General features: G+C 70.2%; 15 protein-coding genes and 1 riboswitch. Of the genes, 6 read left to right on the top strand and 9 right to left on the bottom strand.

Annotated elements, in window-relative coordinates:
* Positions 1–36 precede the first annotated feature (36 nt).
* The 9 genes from ACIQUQ_RS01850 to ACIQUQ_RS01810 form a co-directional block, all read right to left on the bottom strand.
* Positions 37–705, bottom strand: coding sequence for a trimeric intracellular cation channel family protein (locus tag ACIQUQ_RS01850; RefSeq protein ID WP_403662669.1), 669 nt, complete (start codon positions 703–705; stop codon positions 37–39).
* A 93-nt stretch (positions 706–798) separates the two neighbouring features.
* The gene (locus ACIQUQ_RS01845; protein WP_403970019.1) at positions 799–1890 is read right to left on the bottom strand and encodes an ABC transporter ATP-binding protein; all 1092 of its coding nucleotides are present in this window, start codon (positions 1888–1890) and stop codon (positions 799–801) included.
* A complete protein-coding gene (locus ACIQUQ_RS01840) occupies positions 1887–2945 on the bottom strand; it encodes an ABC transporter ATP-binding protein (protein ID WP_403970574.1) in 1059 nt (352 codons plus the stop codon). The genes ACIQUQ_RS01845 and ACIQUQ_RS01840 overlap by 4 nt, the downstream gene beginning before the upstream one ends.
* Before the next feature lie 62 nt (positions 2946–3007).
* Positions 3008–4009: an ABC transporter permease gene (locus ACIQUQ_RS01835; protein ID WP_399948835.1), complete on the bottom strand. Its 1002-nt coding sequence runs from the start codon at positions 4007–4009 to the stop codon at positions 3008–3010.
* A gap of 117 nt (positions 4010–4126) precedes the next feature.
* Positions 4127–5893 carry an ABC transporter substrate-binding protein gene (locus tag ACIQUQ_RS01830; protein ID WP_403970016.1) on the bottom strand — a complete coding sequence of 589 codons (1767 nt, stop codon included), beginning with the start codon at positions 5891–5893 and terminating at the stop codon, positions 4127–4129.
* A gap of 48 nt (positions 5894–5941) precedes the next feature.
* Complete coding sequence (locus tag ACIQUQ_RS01825) at positions 5942–6931, bottom strand: ABC transporter permease (protein ID WP_399948831.1); 990 nt, start codon at positions 6929–6931, stop codon at positions 5942–5944.
* A 501-nt stretch (positions 6932–7432) separates the two neighbouring features.
* On the bottom strand, positions 7433–8173 hold the full coding sequence (locus ACIQUQ_RS01820; protein WP_403970012.1) for an enhanced serine sensitivity protein SseB C-terminal domain-containing protein: 741 nt from the start codon (positions 8171–8173) through the stop codon (positions 7433–7435).
* A gap of 98 nt (positions 8174–8271) precedes the next feature.
* The gene (locus ACIQUQ_RS01815; RefSeq protein WP_403970571.1) at positions 8272–9048 is read right to left on the bottom strand and encodes an enhanced serine sensitivity protein SseB; all 777 of its coding nucleotides are present in this window, start codon (positions 9046–9048) and stop codon (positions 8272–8274) included.
* A 69-nt stretch (positions 9049–9117) separates the two neighbouring features.
* A complete protein-coding gene (locus ACIQUQ_RS01810) occupies positions 9118–9816 on the bottom strand; it encodes an AAA family ATPase (RefSeq protein ID WP_403970568.1) in 699 nt (232 codons plus the stop codon).
* Positions 9817–10333: 517 nt separating this feature from the next.
* A riboswitch (glycine riboswitch) is annotated at positions 10334–10445 on the top strand.
* Positions 10446–10635: 190 nt separating this feature from the next.
* Between ACIQUQ_RS01810 and gcvT the strand changes: the two genes are divergently transcribed.
* The 6 genes from gcvT (at position 10636) to ACIQUQ_RS01780 (ending at position 17541) form a co-directional block, all read left to right on the top strand.
* Positions 10636–11751, top strand: coding sequence for a glycine cleavage system aminomethyltransferase GcvT (gcvT, locus tag ACIQUQ_RS01805; protein ID WP_403970009.1), 1116 nt, complete (start codon positions 10636–10638; stop codon positions 11749–11751).
* A gap of 91 nt (positions 11752–11842) precedes the next feature.
* Entirely contained in the window at positions 11843–12217 is a 375-nt protein-coding gene (gene gcvH / locus ACIQUQ_RS01800) for a glycine cleavage system protein GcvH (RefSeq protein ID WP_399948826.1), read from the top strand.
* Positions 12218–12235: 18 nt separating this feature from the next.
* Positions 12236–13492 carry a serine hydroxymethyltransferase gene (glyA, locus tag ACIQUQ_RS01795; RefSeq protein ID WP_399948824.1) on the top strand — a complete coding sequence of 419 codons (1257 nt, stop codon included), beginning with the start codon at positions 12236–12238 and terminating at the stop codon, positions 13490–13492.
* Positions 13493–13668: 176 nt separating this feature from the next.
* The gene (locus tag ACIQUQ_RS01790) at positions 13669–15330 is read left to right on the top strand and encodes an APC family permease (protein ID WP_403970005.1); all 1662 of its coding nucleotides are present in this window, start codon (positions 13669–13671) and stop codon (positions 15328–15330) included.
* Between the two features lie 122 nt (positions 15331–15452).
* Positions 15453–16835 carry an L-serine ammonia-lyase gene (locus ACIQUQ_RS01785; RefSeq protein WP_403970003.1) on the top strand — a complete coding sequence of 461 codons (1383 nt, stop codon included), beginning with the start codon at positions 15453–15455 and terminating at the stop codon, positions 16833–16835.
* Positions 16836–17001: 166 nt separating this feature from the next.
* Positions 17002–17541 (top strand): hypothetical protein, encoded by a 540-nt coding sequence (locus ACIQUQ_RS01780; protein ID WP_403970000.1) that lies wholly within the window; start codon positions 17002–17004, stop codon positions 17539–17541.
* The last annotated feature ends 80 nt before the right edge of the window (positions 17542–17621 follow it).

Genomic DNA, 17621 nt, shown 5'->3' with positions numbered 1-17621 from the left:
GTACCGCCGGTAGCTACTAAGCGGTAGCTTTTCTTGTTACGGCTTGGCGTGCTCCTCCTCGGCCACCTCCGAGCGGCGGTTCCACGCGCGCGGGGCCTGCCAGTGGAAGCGCATCGCGAGCAGCCGGAAGACGAAGGCGGTCACGGCGGCGATGGTGCTGGTCACCGCGTTGAGGGCGTCGAAGTTGAGGAAGAGGGCGACCATGCCGGCGCCCACCATCGCGGGTACGGCGTACATCTCGCGGTCGCGCAGCAGCGAGGGCACCTCGTTGGCCAGGACGTCGCGCAGCACACCGCCGCCGACGGCGGTGGCGAGGCCGAGGGCGGCGGACTGGGTCAGGCCGAGGCCGTACTCGTAGGCCTTGGTCGTGCCCGTGACGCAGAAGAGACCGAGGCCGGCCGCATCGAGGACGCTGACCAGCCGGTTGATCCGGGCCACCTCGGGATGGAGGAAGAAGACGAAGGCGGCGGCGACCAGCGGCGTGATGAAGTAGCCGAAGTCGGTGAAGGCCGCGGGCGGAATCGCGCCGATCATCAGGTCTCGGAAGAGGCCGCCGCCGAGGGCGGTGACCATCGCGAGCATCGCGATGCCGAAGATGTCGAAGTTCTTGCGGACCGCGAGCAGGGCGCCGGCCAGGGCGAAGACGAAGATGCCGACCAGATCCAGGGCGTGCTGGAGGGTCGGGTTGAACAGATCGTGGTACAGGGACACGGACACATTCTGCCGGTCGTTTCCGGCCACGCCCGTGCCGAGGTGCGGGGGACCCGGGGCCGCGCCCCGGGTCCCCCGCTCCCCCGTCTACTCGGCGGCGTCCGCCGCCTCCGGCAGCGCCGGGTCGCCCGGGGCCTGGTCCGGAGCGTTCTCCGGGTGGTGGCAGGCGACCTGGTGACCGGTCTTGAGCGCCAGCAGCGGCGGCTCGGTGGTCTTGCAGATCTGCGTGGCCTTCCAGCACCGGGTGTGGAACCGGCAGCCGCTCGGCGGCGAGATCGGCGAGGGCACGTCGCCCTTGAGCAGGATGCGGCCGGTCTTGGCGCCGCGGCGCTTCGGGTCCGGCACCGGCACGGCCGACAGCAGCGCCTTGGTGTACGGGTGCATCGGCGCCTCGTACAGCGACTTGCGGTCGGTCAGCTCGACCATCTTGCCGAGGTACATGACCGCGATGCGGTCCGAGACGTGCCGGATGACCGACAGGTCGTGCGCGATGATCACGTACGTGAGGCCCAGCTCGTCCTGGAGGTCGTCCAGCAGGTTGACCACCTGCGCCTGGATCGACACGTCGAGGGCCGAGACCGGCTCGTCCGCGACCACGAGCTTCGGCTTGAGCGCGAGCGCACGGGCGATGCCGATGCGCTGGCGCTGGCCGCCGGAGAACTCGTGCGGGTAGCGGTTGTAGTGCTCGGGGTTCAGGCCCACGAGGCTGAGCAGGCGCTGGACCTCCTGCTTCAGGCCGCCCTCGGGCTCGATGCCCTGGAGCTTGAAGGGGGCGCTGATGATCGTGCCGACCGTGTGGCGCGGGTTCAGCGAACCGTACGGGTCCTGGAAGATCATCTGCACGTCGCGGCGGAGCGGGCGCATGCCCGAGACGCCGAGGTGCGTGATGTCCTTGCCCTCGAACTCGACCTTTCCGCCGGTCGGTTCGAGCAGCCGCGTGATCAGCCGGCCCATGGTCGACTTGCCGCAGCCGGACTCGCCGACCACGCCGAGGGTCTCACCCGGGTAGACCTCGAAGTCGAGGCCGTCGACGGCCTTGACCGCACCGACCTGGCGCCGCAGCAGCCCCTTGTTGATGGGGAAGTGCTTGGTCAGGCCGGAGACCCTCAGCAGCGGCTCGGGCGAGGCGGTGGCCTGCGCGGGGACGGTGGCCGCGTCCGTCTTCTTCATGTCGGTCACAGCTTCGGCGCAATCTCTTCGGTCCAGATCCGGGTCCGCTCCTCCTGCGACATGTGGCAGGCGGACCAGTGCTTCGTCCCGTCGTCCGTCAGCTCGGGCCGCACGGTGCGGGTGACCCCGCCCTTGGGCACGTCGGAGTACGGGCAGCGCGGGTTGAAGGCACAGCCGCTGGGGATGTTGATGAGGCTGGGCGGCGAGCCCTTGACCGGGATGAGCCGCTCGGTCTGGTCGCGGTCGATGCGCGGCATGGAGCCCAGCAGACCCCAGGTGTAGGGGTGCCGGGGCTCGTAGAAGACCTTCTCCGCCGTGCCGCGCTCGACGCACCGGCCGCCGTACATCACGAGGATGTCGTCGGCCATCTCGGCGACCACGCCGAGGTCGTGCGTGATCATGATGACCGCCGAGCCGAACTCCTTCTGGAGGTCCCGGATGAGGTCGAGGATCTGCGCCTGGACGGTGACGTCCAGGGCGGTGGTCGGCTCGTCCGCGATCAGCAGCTCGGGGTTGTTGACCAGACCCATGGCGATCATGGCGCGCTGGCGCATGCCGCCGGAGAACTCGTGCGGGTACGCGTCGACGCGCTTGCCGGGCTCGGGGATGCCGACCCGGTCGAGCATCTCGATCGCGCGCTTGCGCGCGGTCTTCTTGTCGACGGCGTTGTGGTTCCGGTACGCCTCGACGATCTGGGAGCCCACCGAGTAGTACGGGTGCATCGCGGACAGCGGGTCCTGGAAGACCATCGCCATCTTGCGGCCGCGCAGCTGCCGTACGTCGTCGGCGTCGGCCCGCAGCAGCTCCTGGCCGTCCAGCCAGATCTCGCCGGAGATCCGGGGGCGGTTGCGGCTGTGGCCGGTCCGGTGCAGGCCCATCACGGCGAGCGAGGTGACCGACTTGCCGGAGCCGGACTCGCCCACGATGCCGAGGGTCTTGCCGCGCTCCAGGTCGAAGGAGAGGCCGTCGACGGACTTCACGATGCCGTCGTCGGTCGGGAAGTGGACCTTGAGGTCGCGGACCGAGAGGAAGGCCTCCGGGCGGGGGCCGGCCTGCTCGGGAATGCCGACCGGGCCGGTGGCGGTTCCCGCGACCTGGGCGCCTTCGTTGTTCAGCGGGGTCTCGGTCACGTCAGCCTCACGCGCGGGTCTACAACGGAGTACATGATGTCCACGATCAGGTTCGCCATCACGATGAAGAAGGCGGCGACCAGGGTCACGCCCATGATGACGGGCAGGTCGCCCTGGCTGATCGCGCCGACCGCGGCAGTGCCGAGGCCGGGGAAGTTGAAGGTCGACTCGGTGAGGACGGCGCCGCCGAGCAGGCCGCCCAGGTCCAGGCCGACGAGGGTGAGGACCGGGGTCAGGGTGGAGCGCAGCGCGTGCTTGCCGATGACCACGTTCTCCTTGAGGCCCTTGGCGCGGGCCGTTCGGATGTAGTCCTCGCCCAGCACTTCGAGCATGGTGGCCCGGGTGATGCGGGCGTACGTCGCGGCGAACAGGAAGGCCAGCGTGATCCACGGTAGGAGCATGCTGTTGAACCAGGCCGCCGGATCGTCGACGAGCGGCGCGTACTCACTCGCGTCCAGCCACTGGAGGGAGTACACGAAGATCGCGGTCGCCAGCATGCCCGTGAAGTAGATGGGCAGGGACACGCCGGCCAGGGCGCCGATCATGGTGAACCGGTCCCAGATCGTGCCTCTCCTGAGTGCGGAGATCACGCCGGTGAGCACACCGCCGATGACCCAGAGGATCACCGCTCCGCTGGCGAGGGAGAGGGTGACGGGAATGCGGTCGAGCAGCATCTCCCACACCGGCTGCTCGGCCTTGAACGAGTAGCCGAAGCACGGCGCGGGGCAGTGCGTTACCTCCGTGCCCTGGTTGTAGTCGCGGCCGGCGACGATGCCCTTGAGGAAGATTCCGTACTGCTCAGGGATGGACTTGTCGAAGCCCATCTTGACGCGGATGCCCTGAAGAGCCGTTTCGTTGGTCTCGCGGCCGGCGTACATGAGAGCCGGGTCGCTGCCGGTGATTTTCGGCACCGCGAAGAAGATGCCGAAGGTGACCGCGGAGACCACCAGCAGCGTGGCGACGACATTGAAGAGCCGCCGAATGAGGTAGACGAGCACTGCAGTCGGCCGCTCGGGCGGGCGGCCGCCGTCCCTTGTGGGGACGGCAGCCGCCGCCTGCGGCCTTCACCTGCCCTTCGAACTAGCGCATGTGTGGTGAAGGCACATGTCCTGCTGTTACTTGACGACACCCACGGTGGCGAGGTCGATCTTGCCCATCGACTCGTTGAAGTAGACGTTCGTCAGGCGCGGGTTGTGGTAGACGAAGGCCTTGTCGAAGTTGATCGGCAGGTAGAGCGCCTTCTCCATGACCTTCTTGTTGATGTCCGTGTAGAACGGGGCGGCCTCTTCCGGGGTGGCGGCGTCGGCGGCCTTGTCGAACAGCCCGTTGACCTCGGGGTCGTTCAGCATGGAGTAGTTGTTGTTGCCGTTCGGCAGGATGAAGCTGCCGTCGACCAGCGGCTGCAGGAAGCCGGAGCCGGAGTTGTAGTCGGCACCCCAGCCCATGACGATGATGCCGTAGTTCTTCTTCTTCACGTTCTCGGGCGAGCCGATCGTGGAGGAGGAGAGCTTGCCGTCGTACTGGTCGATGGAGGCCTCGATGCCGACGGCCTTCAGCGACTCCTGGAGCGACTCGGCGGTCTTGACCTCGGCGGCGCGGTTGTTGCGGACCGCGATCGTGGTCTTGAAGCCGTTCGGCTGGCCACAGGCGGCCAGGGCGGCCTTGGCCTTGTCGGTCTGCGGGGCGCCCGCGGTCAGGCCGTACGGGTCGTACGCCTTGTCGGAGCCCGGGATGCCCGGAGGCAGCATGTTCGCGCCGAGGTCACCCGAGGTCGGGCCGCCACGGGCGGTCTGCAGGGACTTCGGGTTGGCCGCGTAGATGACGGCCTTGCGGCACTCGATGTTGTCGAACGGCTTGACCGTCTGCGGGAAGACGAAGTAGCGGATGTAGCCCGTGAACGGGTTGTCCGCGTTCTTCTTCAGCTTCGGGTCCTGCAGGATCTTGATCTTGGCGGCCTGCTGGACACCGGTGCCGTCGACCGCGAGGTCGATGTCGCCGTTGAGCAGACGCGCGTCCATGTCCTCGGCGTTGGTGGTCACCGTGAACGAGACCTTGTCCGGCAGACCCTTGCGGATCGTGTCGGTCTTCGGGTCCCAGTTCGGGTTGCGCTCGAAGGTGGCGCCCTTGCTCGCGGTGAAGCTGGTGACCTTGTACGGGCCCGTGGAGATCGGGGCGTTGGTGTACTTGGCGCCCGTGTCCTTCGCGGCCGGGACCGGCGAGGAGGACGGCATGGCCAGCAGGTAGGAGAAGTCGGAGTTCGGCTTCGCCAGGTTGAAGACGATGGTCTTGTCGTCCGGCGTCTGGACCGACTTCAGACCCATCTTGTTGGGGTCCTTGTCCTTGTACGGGCCGGGGTACTTCTGGCCCTGGTCCAGGACGTCGATCAGGTAGGTCGGACCGCCGGAGAGGACGTCCTGCGCGAAGACGCGCTCGATGCCGTACTTGATGTCCTTCGAGGTGATCGGCGTGCCGTCCTCGAACTTCACGCCGTCCTTGAGCTTCAGCGTGTAGGTCTTGCCGCCGTTGCTCAGGACCGGCAGGGCCTCGGCGAGGTCCGGGACCAGCTTGGTGCCGTCCTTGCCCGGCTTGCTGTCGTACGCGAGCAGCTGACGGATGTAGAGGCGCTGCAGGTTCCAGACGAACCCGTAGTAGGCACGCGCCGGGTCGAGGTAGTCGACGTCCTGGGGCGACCAGAGCTTGAGCTCGCCGCCCTTCTTGTCGGACGGGTTCACGACACCGGTGGTCGCGGCGTTGAACGCGGCGTTGGAAGAGCCGCCCGCCTTGCCGTTGCCGCTGTCATCCTTGCCGCCGCAGGCGGTGGCCGTGAGGGACAGCGCGGCCACCGTGGCGGCGATCGCGACTGCCTGCTTTCTGCGGATCACTGTGTTCCAACCTCCAGGAATGGATTCAGGTGAATCAGGTGAAACGGTTCAGCTGCCCTTGGGGTCGAGTGCGTCACGCAGCCCGTCCCCGAAGAGGTTGAACGCCAGGACGGTGAGGAAGATCGCGACACCGGGGACCACCATCGACATGGGGTCCGCCTGGTAGAGCGGCAGCGCGTCGGAGAGCATCTTTCCCCAGGAAGGGGTGGGGGGCTTGACGCCCGCGCCCAGGAAGCTCAGGGCCGCCTCGGTGAGGATGTTGGTCGGGATGATCAGCGTCGTGTAGACGAGGATCGGGGCGACCAGGTTCGGGAGCAGTTCCTTGAAGAGGATGTAGCCGCGGCCGGCGCCCAGGGAGCGGGCGGCCTCGACGTACTCCCGCTCGCGGAGCGAGATGGTCTGGCCGCGGACGATGCGTCCGATGTACGGCCAGCCGAAGAAGCCGATGACCACGATCAGTACGCCCATGCGGACGCCCGTACCGGTCAGGCCCCACAGCTCGTTGGGGACCACCGAGACCAGCGCGATCGTGAACAGCAGCTGCGGGAAGGCGAGCAGCAGGTCCATCGTGCGGCTGATGGCCGCGTCGACCCAGCCGCCGAGGAAGCCGGCCAGGGCTCCCAGGATGCTGCCCAGGACCACGGAGACGAACGCGGCGAGGAAGGCGACGAGCAGCGAGATGCGCGAGCCGTAGACGATCCGGCTGAAGACGTCGCGTCCGTTGGTGGGCTCGACGCCGAGCAGGAAGTCCGAACTGATGCCGCCGAAGGAGCCCTTCGGGATGCCCAGGTCGGGGTCGAGCATGTCCTCGTGGAACTCGTTCGGCGGGTGGCCGAGGAGGCTGACGATCTGCGGTGCGAACACCGCGACCAGGATCAGGAAGATCACGACGAAGCCGCCGGTCAGGGCGACCTTGTCGCGCTTGAGGCGCATCCACGCGATCTTGCCGGGCGAACGACCTTCGATGGCCTTGGCAGGGACTTCGGCGGCGACGGCTGCGATCTCGTCCGCGGCTGTGTCGTGCAGTGGTGCCGTCATCGTGGTGGGGACCCCTCTCGGCCGACGGGTGGCCGGCCCATGCCCGCCGCTGTAGCGGCTTGGTTCACATCGGTGTCGCTGATGGTGCGATTGCTGGCTGATGTTGCTGCGTGTGCTGGCTGGAAAGAGCTGCTGAAGTGCACGTGAAGAGCTGGTGGTTGCAGGGTTCGCAGCTCTTGGTGGGGGGAGTCTTCAACGGTCGCGCGATCACCCGCCAGACCCGACGGGGATGTGATGCGCAACCGTGATGTGGCTCGATACCTTCCGTTATCCGGACCAAGCGCGCGGCTCAGCGGAGCAACACCGGCCGATCGGCGCGGATCGGACATCGGGCCCAACTACCCCTTCGGGTGCGCTTTTTGGGCGGAACCAACCGCCCGCAGCCGGACATACGGCAAAGGCCGCACCGATGCGGATCGGTACGGCCTTCGAGATGCCCGTCTCACATTCCGGCCACCCGGCAGGCGGGGCACCGGACCGGCACGGGGCCGGACGGGGGTGTCAGTACGCCGGGGCGTGCGCCTCGCGGTCGTAGAAGGGGCGGGCCTGCGCGCGCAGCCACATCGCCACCGGGTCGTGCTCGTCGGCGAGCGCGACGGTCGACACGGGGAGCCCCTCCGGAACGGCGGAGACCGCCCGGCGCATCATGTCCCGCACCGACTCGACCGCCGGTGCCGAGGTGTCGTAGAGGTCCAGCCCGATGGCGAGGTACGGGGTCCCGAGCGCGGGCTGCACCCAGGCGCGCCGCAGCGAGCGGACGGCCGTGGTGCGGTGCGCGTGCTGGGTGAGCAGGGCGTAGAACTGCGGCAGCTCGATGGCGGGGTCGGAGATGCGCAACGGGCCGGCCGGCATGCGGTCCAGGCCGGTGGCGATGCGCCGCAGGTCCGCCCACGGGACGCCGAGGCCGCCGCCGCTGGCGTGCGGGTTGAGCCAGATCCCCCAGCGTTCGGGGTAGAGGGAGCGGGCCACCTCACGGCCGCTGACCACCTCGTACGCCCGGTTCCAGCCGCTGGCGGCGAGTTCCGCGGCGGAGGTCACGCAGGGCGCGTAGCCCAGCCCCTCGACCTCCATGCCGCCGTACTGGGCGTCGGGCGCCCCGGGCCGGCCGTGCCAGAGCAGCATCCACAGCTGACCGTCGGCCAGCGCCTGGAGCAGCGCCTCGTAGCTCTCGTAGCGCCCGGGCGTGACCTGGCGCAGCATGTGCTCGACCTGGCCTGCCGCGGCCGTGCCTGACGCACTCACCCGGTACCCCTCTTCGTCCGCCCGACGTCACGCGTGTCGGCCGCCCGGCAACCGGATGCGGCCTGCAATGGAAAACAGCTTACGGTCCCCGGTGCCGCTCAGGGCAGGTAGAAGGGGCGTACGCGCTCCAGCATCCAGTCGCCGACCGGGTCCTGGGCCACGTCGAGGAGCAGCAGGTTCACCTGCCAGGCCGGATGGACCCGGGCCAGGGCGCGGCCGAGGGCCTCCATGGGGGCGTTGCTGTCGGCCAGTTCCCAGTTCAGGAACTGCACCCCGATGAAGAGGACCGGGTCGCCGCCCTCGATGCTGGCCAGGCAGCGGCGGGCCGAGGCGACCACGCCGGTGGCGCGGAACTCCTCGCCGGCGGCGGCGAGGAAGTCGACCGGGTCCTCCTGCCAGTCCGGTTCGAAGAGCCGGACCCGGCCGCCGCTGGCGGGGCCGTCGAGCGCGGTGCGCCCGGCACGGCAGAGCTCTGCGACGGCGGGGGGCGGCAGGGGGACGCCGACGGCGCCCTCGGGGTTCACGGCGATGCCGAGCTGCGGGGGCAGGCCGCGGGCGAACTCGACCGCGGGGGCCACGGTGAAGGGCATCTGGGGGCCGGCGCACTGCTCGAACTGCTGCTGGGAGCTGTAGACGGGCACGTAGGGGGCGCCGTCGAGCTCCATGGTGGGCAGCCGGAGGCTGGGGCTGTCGGGTCCGCCGCCCTCGGGCAGTGGGATCCAGAGCTGGCTGCGGCCGAGCACCTCGACGATGCGGCCGCCGGCGGCCGGGTTGCCGAGGGAGGCGCCGAGGGTCTCCTCGAGCTCGTTCGCGGGCCACCCGTGCCCGGCCAGGCCGGCGCCGCCGTAGGTGCCGTCGTGCGTGCCGCTGGTCATGTCCACCCCGGTCGTCCTCTCCGCGTGCCGCCCCGACCCTACCGGTCCCGGGCCCCGGGCGGCCGCCGGTCATCCCCCGAAGTCGACCCGCGTGAGACGGGCCGCCGCGGGGCGGTCGAGGAGGGTCACCGAGGCGCAGCCGGCGGGCGGCCCGCCGCGCTCGGCGGTGGAGAGGAGGCGGGCGACCGTACGGCGGTGGCGCAGGAAGGCGTACGCGGAGACGCCGCGGCCCCGTGCCGCCTGGCCGGACAGCGCCTCCTCCGGGCTCGCGTCCAGCAGCAGCAGGTGCAGCCCGCGGCCGCGCCGTCCGGCGGCACGGGCCAGCAGCCCGCGGACCCAGGCCTGCGTGCCGCAGTCGTGGACGACCAGGCTCTCGCCCGAGCGCAGGGCCCGCCAGAGGCCGGTGTAGTGGGCCGCCCTGACCAGCGGGCGGTAGACCGCGTACGGCAGGAGGGCCGGCATGCGCCGCTCCCAGCGCTCGCGCACGTCCTGGGAGTCGATGCCGCGCCCCGCGACGGCCCGCTTCATCAGCGTGCTCTTGCCGCTGCCGGGCAGCCCGGAGACCACCACCACGTCCCCGGCGGCGAACTCCAGCCGGACCGGGCGGCGCGCTCCCGCGCCCCGCAGGTCGCAGACGCCCTCGGGACCGGGCCGGACCACCGCCCGCGACGGCAGCGCCCGGGACGCCTCACGCGCCCCCGGCTGGGCCGGTACGGCCGGGACCGCGGCCGGGACCGCGGGAACCGCCGCAGGGGCCGGCGCCGGCACCGCCACAGGGACCACAGGGGCCGCCGCCGGCACCGCCGCGACGCGTCCGGCCGCTTCCTGGGCCTCCCCGGGGCCCGCCTGTACCCGGCCCGGGACTCCCCCGGCGCCGCCGGGTCCGGGGCGCGAGGTGCCCTCGGGGCCGCCCGCTCCTGGGCGCGCCTCGTCCGGCAGCGCACGCGCGCCGCCCGCCACCGCTCCGAAGATCCGCACAGTGCTCGCCTCCCCTGGGGGCCCCTCCCGGCAGCGGCCGGAAGGGAAGGTCACGGGACCCTTGCCCACTGAGTGTAAAGAGACGGTAATCCGACCGCCCCGGTTCCGTCCGGGACCCGTCCCCCACACTCGCCCCGCGGTCCTTCCGCGGTCCCCCCCACCCTCCCACCGCCGCCCGCTCCGGTCTCCCCCTTGTCCGCCCACTGACCGCGCACCGACCGCCCGCGTGCGATTCGGGCGGGCCCCGGGCCCCCCGTTCCCGGCGGACGCGTGCAATGATGTGCGCGCCAACTCCATACAGGCCGCTTGAATCCGCGCGGGAGAGTGCCGGGCACCGCTGTCGTAAGACCGCCGCCCCGGACGCCGAAGGAGCAAGACCCTCCCTTGAATCTCTCAGGCCCCGATACCGCGCGGGCGAGGCACATCTGAAAAGCGAGCCCGGCAGGCACGTCCACCGCCTTCCCCGGCTCCACCCAAGGTGCAAGTCACCCCGCAGTCGCCTTACGTTCGTACGGGCGTGCGGTCGTGACGAACCTCTCAGGTTCCGATGACAGATGGGGAGGAACGTCCTTCAGTCACTCATGCGGGCCTGCCCTGGGAGCCACCCCTATGACGAACACCCCCCGTCTGACCGCCCTCGACGCCGTGCACCGCTCCCTCGGTGCCACGATGACCGACTTCGCGGGCTGGGACATGCCGCTGCGGTACGCGAGCGAGCGCGACGAGCACAACGCCGTGCGCACCAAGGCCGGCCTCTTCGACCTCTCCCACATGGGCGAGATCACCCTGACCGGTCCCGAGGCCGTGAAGGTCCTCGACTACGCGCTGGTCGGCAACATCTCCACGGTCGGCGTGGGCCGCGCCCGCTACACGCACATCTGCCAGGAGGACGGCGGCATCCTGGACGACCTGATCGTCTACCGCCTGGGCGAGACCGAGTACATGGTCGTCGCCAACGCCTCCAACGCCCAGGTCGTCCTCGACGCGATCACCGAGCGCGCCGCCGGCTTCGACGCCGAGGTCCGCGACGACCGCGACGCGTACGCGCTGGTCGCCGTCCAGGGCCCGGAGTCCCCCGGCATCCTGAAGTCGCTCACCGACGCCGACCTGGACAACCTGAAGTACTACGCGGGCCTGCCGGGCACCGTCGCCGGTGTCCCCGCGCTGATCGCCCGCACCGGCTACACCGGCGAGGACGGCTTCGAGCTGTTCGTCAAGCCCGAGCACGCGGTCGAGCTGTGGAACGCGCTGCTGAACGCCGGCGAGGGCGTCGGCCTGGTCCCGGCCGGCCTGTCCTGCCGCGACACCCTGCGCCTGGAAGCGGGCATGCCGCTGTACGGGCACGAGCTGACCACCGCCCTGACCCCCTTCGACGCGGGTCTCGGCCGGGTGGTGAAGTTCGAGAAGGAGGGCGACTTCGTCGGCCGCGCCGCGCTGGAGGCCGCCGCCGAGCGTGCCGCGACCAACCCGCCGCGCAAGCTGGTCGGCCTGATCGCCGAGGGCCGCCGCGTCCCGCGCGCCGGCTTCTCCGTGGTCGCCGACGGCCAGGTCATCGGCGAGGTCACCTCCGGGGCCCCGTCCCCGACGCTGGGCAAGCCGATCGCCATGGCGTACGTGGACGCCGCGCACGCCGCGCCGGGCACCTCCGGCGTCGGCGTCGACATCCGCGGTACGCATGAGCCGTACGAGGTCGTGGCCCTGCCGTTCTACAAGCGGCAGAAGTGACGATCCCCGCCCGGGAATCCGTCGCGGCGTTCGTCTCACCCTCCAAGACATCCGTTCATCAGCAGTCCCCCGCATCCAGGAGAATCAGGTCATGAGCAACCCCCAGCAGCTGCGTTACACCAAGGAGCACGAGTGGCTGTCGGCCGCCGAGGACGGCGTCGCGACGGTCGGCATCACGGAGTTCGCGGCCAACGCGCTCGGTGACGTCGTCTACGCCCAGCTCCCCGAGGTGGGTTCCACCGTGACCGCGGGCGAGACCTGCGGTGAGCTGGAGTCCACCAAGTCGGTCAGCGACCTGTACTCCCCCGTCACCGGCGAGGTCGTCGAGGCCAACCAGGACGTCGTCGACGACCCGGCCCTGGTGAACAGCGCCCCGTTCGAGGGCGGCTGGCTGTTCAAGGTCCGCGTCTCCGAGGAGCCGGCCGACCTGCTCTCCGCCGACGAGTACACCGACTTCGCGGGCTGAACCGACCGAGGGATCCTGATGTCTGTTCTGAACACTCCCCTTCACGAGCTGGACCCGGACGTCGCGGCCGCCGTCGACGCCGAGCTCCACCGCCAGCAGTCCACCCTCGAGATGATCGCGTCGGAGAACTTCGCTCCGGTCGCCGTCATGGAGGCCCAGGGCTCGGTCCTGACCAACAAGTACGCCGAGGGCTACCCGGGCCGCCGCTACTACGGCGGCTGCGAGCACGTCGACGTGGTCGAGCAGATCGCGATCGACCGCATCAAGGCGCTGTTCGGCGCCGAGGCGGCCAACGTGCAGCCCCACTCGGGCGCGCAGGCCAACGCCGCCGCGATGTTCGCGCTGCTGAAGCCGGGCGACACGATCATGGGCCTGAACCTGGCCCACGGCGGTCACCTGACCCACGGCATGAAGATCAACTTCTCCGGCAAGCTCTACAACGTGGTCCCGTACCACGTCGGCGAGGACGGCCAGGTCGACATGGCCGAGGTCGAGCGCCTCGCCAAGGAGTCGAAGCCGCAGCTGATCGTCGCCGGCTGGTCCGCGTACCCGCGCCAGCTGGACTTCGCCGCCTTCCGCCGCATCGCGGACGAGGTCGGCGCGTACCTGATGGTCGACATGGCGCACTTCGCCGGCCTGGTGGCCGCGGGGCTGCACCCGAACCCGGTGCCGCACGCCCACGTCGTCACCACCACCACGCACAAGACCCTGGGCGGTCCGCGCGGCGGCGTCATCCTGTCGACGCAGGAGCTGGCCAAGAAGATCAACTCCGCGGTCTTCCCGGGTCAGCAGGGCGGCCCGCTGGAGCACGTGATCGCGGCCAAGGCGGTCTCCTTCAAGGTCGCGGCCTCGCCCGAGTTCAAGGAGCGCCAGGAGCGCACCCTGGCCGGCGCGAAGATCATCGCCGAGCGCCTGGTCCAGGACGACGCCAAGGCCGTCGGCGTGGACGTCCTCACCGGCGGCACTGACGTGCACCTGGTCCTGGTGGACCTGCGCAACTCGGAGCTGGACGGCCAGCAGGCCGAGGACCGCCTCCACGAGGTCGGCATCACGGTCAACCGGAACGCGATCCCGAACGACCCGCGGCCGCCGATGGTCACCTCGGGTCTGCGCATCGGCACGCCGGCGCTCGCCACCCGCGGCTTCCAGGCCGAGGACTTCACCGAGGTCGCCGACATCATCGCCGAGGCCCTGAAGCCCGCGTACGACGCCGAGGCCCTCAAGGCCCGCGTTTCGGCGCTGGCCGCGAAGCACCCGCTGTACCCCTCGCTGTAAGCGGACCCGCCGCCGCGTGCGGCACGTGAGCGGGCCCGGCCTTCGGTTTCCACAGGCCGGGCCCTTCTCATGACCAACGTCCCTGGTGGATGCGTCCTCTTGCCTCTGAAAACACCAAAAAACGGCAAATAGGCTCCGGATAAAGGCATCCCGTCAAGGACGACAGGCAGGCACCCATGGACATGAGCGCGGGGAACCGGAAGGGACTCAGTCTCTTCGCCCTGATCATGATCGGCATCGGCTCGATCTTCGGCTCCGGCTGGCTGTTCGGCGCCGGTACGGCGGCACAGGTGGCCGGCCCCGCGGCGCTGGCGGCCTGGGTGATCGGCGCGGTCTTCATCGGGATGATCGCCATGTCGTACGCCGAGGTGGGCGCCGCCTACCCGATCCCGGGCGGCATGGCCCGCTACGGCCACATCAGCCACGGCCCGGTGCTCGGCTTCATCACCGGCTGGGCGGTGTGGATCGCGGTGGCCTCGCTGATCCCGATCGAGTCGATCGCCGCCACGCAGTACATGTCCTCCTGGAGCTTCGGCTGGGCGAAGGACCTGGTCGACGCGCAGACGCACCAGCTGACCGCCTTCGGCATGGGCGTGGCCCTGGTGCTGACGGTGCTGCTGTGGCTGTCCTGCTACTGGTCGGTCCAGCTGCTGGCCAAGATCAACTCCCTGCTCACCCTGGTGAAGTTCGCCATCCCGGTCCTCGCGGTGGCCGCGCTCGTCGCCTCGGGCTTCCACACGGAGAACTTCTCCGCGCACGGCGGCTTCGCCCCCAACGGCTGGACGGCCGTCCTGACCGCCGTCACCACCTCGGGCGTGGTCTTCGCCTTCAACGGCTTCCAGGCCGTGGTCAACCTCGGGGGCGCCGCCAGGAACCCCGGCCGGGCCATCCCGGTCGCCCTGGTCGGCGCGCTCTCCCTGGGCCTGGTGATCTACCTCGCCCTCCAGGCCGCCTTCCTGGGCGCCGTACCGCCGGAGCACCTGGCGCAGGCCGGCGGCTGGGCCGGGGTCAACTTCAACTCGCCCTTCGCCGAGCTGGCCCAGCTGTTGATGATCCACTGGGTGGTGGTGATGCTCCAGTTCGGCGCCTTCATCTCCCCCGCCGGCTCCAACATCGCGAACGTGGCCTCGGCCGCGTACATGGTCCAGAACCTCTCCGAGACGGGCTTCTTCCCGAAGAAGCTCAAGGAGACCCACCCCGTCTACGGCACGGCCCGCCCCGCCATGTGGACGAACCTGGGCTTCTCCGTGCTGCTGCTGGTCACCGTCGGCCACAGCTGGAAGACCCTGGCGCCGATCATCTCGGCCGCCATGGTCATCTCGTACCTGATCGGACCGGTCGCGGTCGGCGTCTTCCGCCGCACCAAGCCGGACCTCCCCCGCCCCTTCCGCCTCCCCTTCGCCCGGGTGCTGTGCCCGCTGACCTTCGTCTTCGCCGCCTGCGCGCTGTACTGGTCGAAGTGGCCCAACACCGGCATCGTCACCGCCCTGACCCTGGTCGCGGCGCCCGTCGCCGCCCTGGTCCTGACCCGCAAGGGCCGCCGCGACCTGACCGAGCAGTTCGCCCCGGCGTGGTGGATGGTCGGCTTCCTCGGCACCCTGTCCCTGCTGTCCTACCTGGGCAGCACCGAGTTCGGCGGCACCGGACGCATCCCGGGCGGCGTGGACGTCGCCCTGGTCGCGGTCGCCGCACTCGGCCACTACCACTGGGCCGTCCGCGCCGGCGTCAAGGCCCACCGTGCCGGGCTGCCGGGCCCGGACCCCGTCCTCGACGGCGACACCGCCGCCGGGGAGCCCCGGGCGACCGGGCAGCGCGAACGTGAGCTGTCCCACGCCTGACCCCCAGAGACCGTCCGGCAGGCGAGCTGTTCACCCACTCGGGTTAGGCTCGTCTGTCGGACAAAATCCGCACACATCCCCATCTCCTGCCCCCTCCACGAGCAGACAAAGGAGTCCGACCCGTGGCCATCTCCGTGTTCGATCTCTTCTCCATCGGCATCGGTCCGTCCTCCTCCCACACGGTCGGCCCGATGCGGGCGGCCCGGATGTTCGTGAACCGCCTGAAGAAGGACGGCGTCCTCGCCCAGACGGCGTCGGTGCGCGCGGAGCTCTACGGCTCGCTGGGCGCGACCGGGCACGGCCACGGCACCCCCAAGGCCGTCCTGCTCGGCCTGGAGGGCTACTCCCCCCGCACCGTCGACGTCGAGAAGGCCGACGACGAGGTCGAGCGCATCCGGCAGAACGGCCGGCTGCGGCTGCTCGGCGCGGAGATAGGGGACGTACACGAGATCGCGTTCGACGAGCCGAACCAGCTGATCCTGCACCGCCGCCGCTCCCTGCCGTACCACGCGAACGGCATGACCCTCTTCGCCTACGACGAGACCGGCGCCCCGCTGCTGGAGAAGACCTACTACTCGGTCGGCGGCGGCTTCGTCGTCGACGAGGACGCGGTCGGCGAGGACCGGATCAAGCTCGACGACACCGTGCTGAAGTACCCCTTCCGCACCGGCGACGAGATGCTCCGGCTGACCCGCGAGACCGGCCTGTCGATCTCCTCCCTGATGCTGGAGAACGAGAAGGCCTGGCGTACGGAGGAGGAGATCCGCGAGGGCCTCCTGGAGATCTGGCGGGTCATGCAGGCCTGCGTCCAGCGCGGCATGTCCCGCGAGGGCATCCTCCCCGGCGGCCTCCGGGTCAAGCGCCGGGCAGCCTCGACGGCACGGCAGCTGCGCACCGAGGGCGACCCGATGATGCACCGCAGCGAGTGGACCACCATCTACGCGATGGCGGTGAACGAGGAGAACGCGGCCGGCGGCCGGGTCGTGACCGCCCCGACGAACGGCGCGGCGGGCGTCCTGCCGGCCGTCCTGCACTACTACATGAACTTCGTGCCGGGCGCGGACGAGGACGGCGTGGTCCGCTTCCTCCTCGCCGCGGGCGCGATCGGCATGCTGTTCAAGGAGAACGCCTCGATCTCCGGCGCCGAGGTCGGCTGCCAGGGCGAGGTCGGCTCGGCCTGCTCGATGGCGGCGGGCGCCCTCGCCGAGGTACTGGGCGGCACCCCGGAGCAGGTGGAGAACGCGGCCGAGATCGGCATGGAGCACAACCTGGGCCTGACCTGCGACCCGGTCGGCGGCCTGGTCCAGATCCCGTGCATCGAGCGCAACGGCATGGCGGCGGTCAAGGCCGTCACGGCGGCCAAGATGGCGATGCGCGGCGACGGCAGCCACAAGGTCTCCCTGGACAAGGTCATCAAGACCATGAAGGAGACCGGCGCCGACATGAAGATCAAGTACAAGGAGACCGCCCGCGGCGGCCTCGCGGTCAACGTCATCGAGTGCTGACCGGCCCGTCGCCACGACGGTAGGACGCCGAGGGGCGGTACCCGGAACTTCCGGGTACCGCCCCTTCTTTTCTGTTTTCTCCCCGGACCGTGCAACCGGGCGGGGGGTGCGGGGTGTCTTCCGTGGTGACACCACTGTCCCCACATCCGGAGAATCGGGGGACGCAATGCCTCACCGTCACTTCAACCGCCGGCGCCTCGTGGCCGTGGCCACGGGTGTCGTCCTCACCGCCGGGATCGGGCTCGCCGTACCGGCTTCCGCGTTCGCGCAGTCCCGCGCGGCCGTTCCCGCCACGACCACCGCGACGCAGACGCCGCTCGTGGTCAACGCCCGCTGGGGCGGGCACTGCACGTACGACCGGCTCGTCATCGACATCAAGGGGTACATCCCGACGACGACGGTGAAGCGGGTCTCCGAGCTGCGCTACGACGGCTCGGGCAAGCTGGTGCCGCTCGCCGGGCGGTACTTCCTGGAGATCAAGCTGACGCCGGCCGCGGCGCACAACGACGCGGGCCAGTCCGTCTACAAGGGCCCTAAGCTGCAGAAGATCTATCTTCCGAAGCTCAAGGGCATCGCCCTGACCGGCGACTACGAGGGTGTCGTCACCTTCGGCGCCGCGTTCAACACCTATCCGTACTACAGCACGTTCAAGCTCCACAACCCGGAGCGCTTCGTGCTGGACGTCAAGCACTGGAACGTCTGCTGAGCGTTCCGGCACGGTCGGAGTGAGGGGCCGGGCGCGCACGCGTCCGGCCCCTCACGTGTCCGGCGGACCGGAGGCCGGGT

The sequence above is a fragment of the Streptomyces sp. NPDC101118 genome (assembly GCF_044759445.1).
In the GTDB taxonomy this organism is placed as follows: domain Bacteria; phylum Actinomycetota; class Actinomycetes; order Streptomycetales; family Streptomycetaceae; genus Streptomyces.
Note: the sequence above shows the minus strand (reverse complement) of the source record. Positions and strands in the feature narration are given on the sequence as shown.

Bases quoted from the DNA above. Each gene is read 5' to 3' on its own strand.
- ACIQUQ_RS01825 (WP_399948831.1), bottom strand. From the start codon at position 6,931: ATGACGGCACCACTGCACGACACAGCCGCGGACGAGATCGCAGCCGTC.
- ACIQUQ_RS01815 (WP_403970571.1), bottom strand. From the start codon at position 9,048: ATGACCAGCGGCACGCACGACGGCACCTACGGCGGCGCCGGCCTGGCC.
- gcvT (WP_403970009.1), top strand. From the start codon at position 10,636: ATGACGAACACCCCCCGTCTGACCGCCCTCGACGCCGTGCACCGCTCC.
- gcvH (WP_399948826.1), top strand. From the start codon at position 11,843: ATGAGCAACCCCCAGCAGCTGCGTTACACCAAGGAGCACGAGTGGCTG.
- glyA (WP_399948824.1), top strand. From the start codon at position 12,236: ATGTCTGTTCTGAACACTCCCCTTCACGAGCTGGACCCGGACGTCGCG.
- ACIQUQ_RS01790 (WP_403970005.1), top strand. From the start codon at position 13,669: ATGGACATGAGCGCGGGGAACCGGAAGGGACTCAGTCTCTTCGCCCTG.
- ACIQUQ_RS01780 (WP_403970000.1), top strand. From the start codon at position 17,002: ATGCCTCACCGTCACTTCAACCGCCGGCGCCTCGTGGCCGTGGCCACG.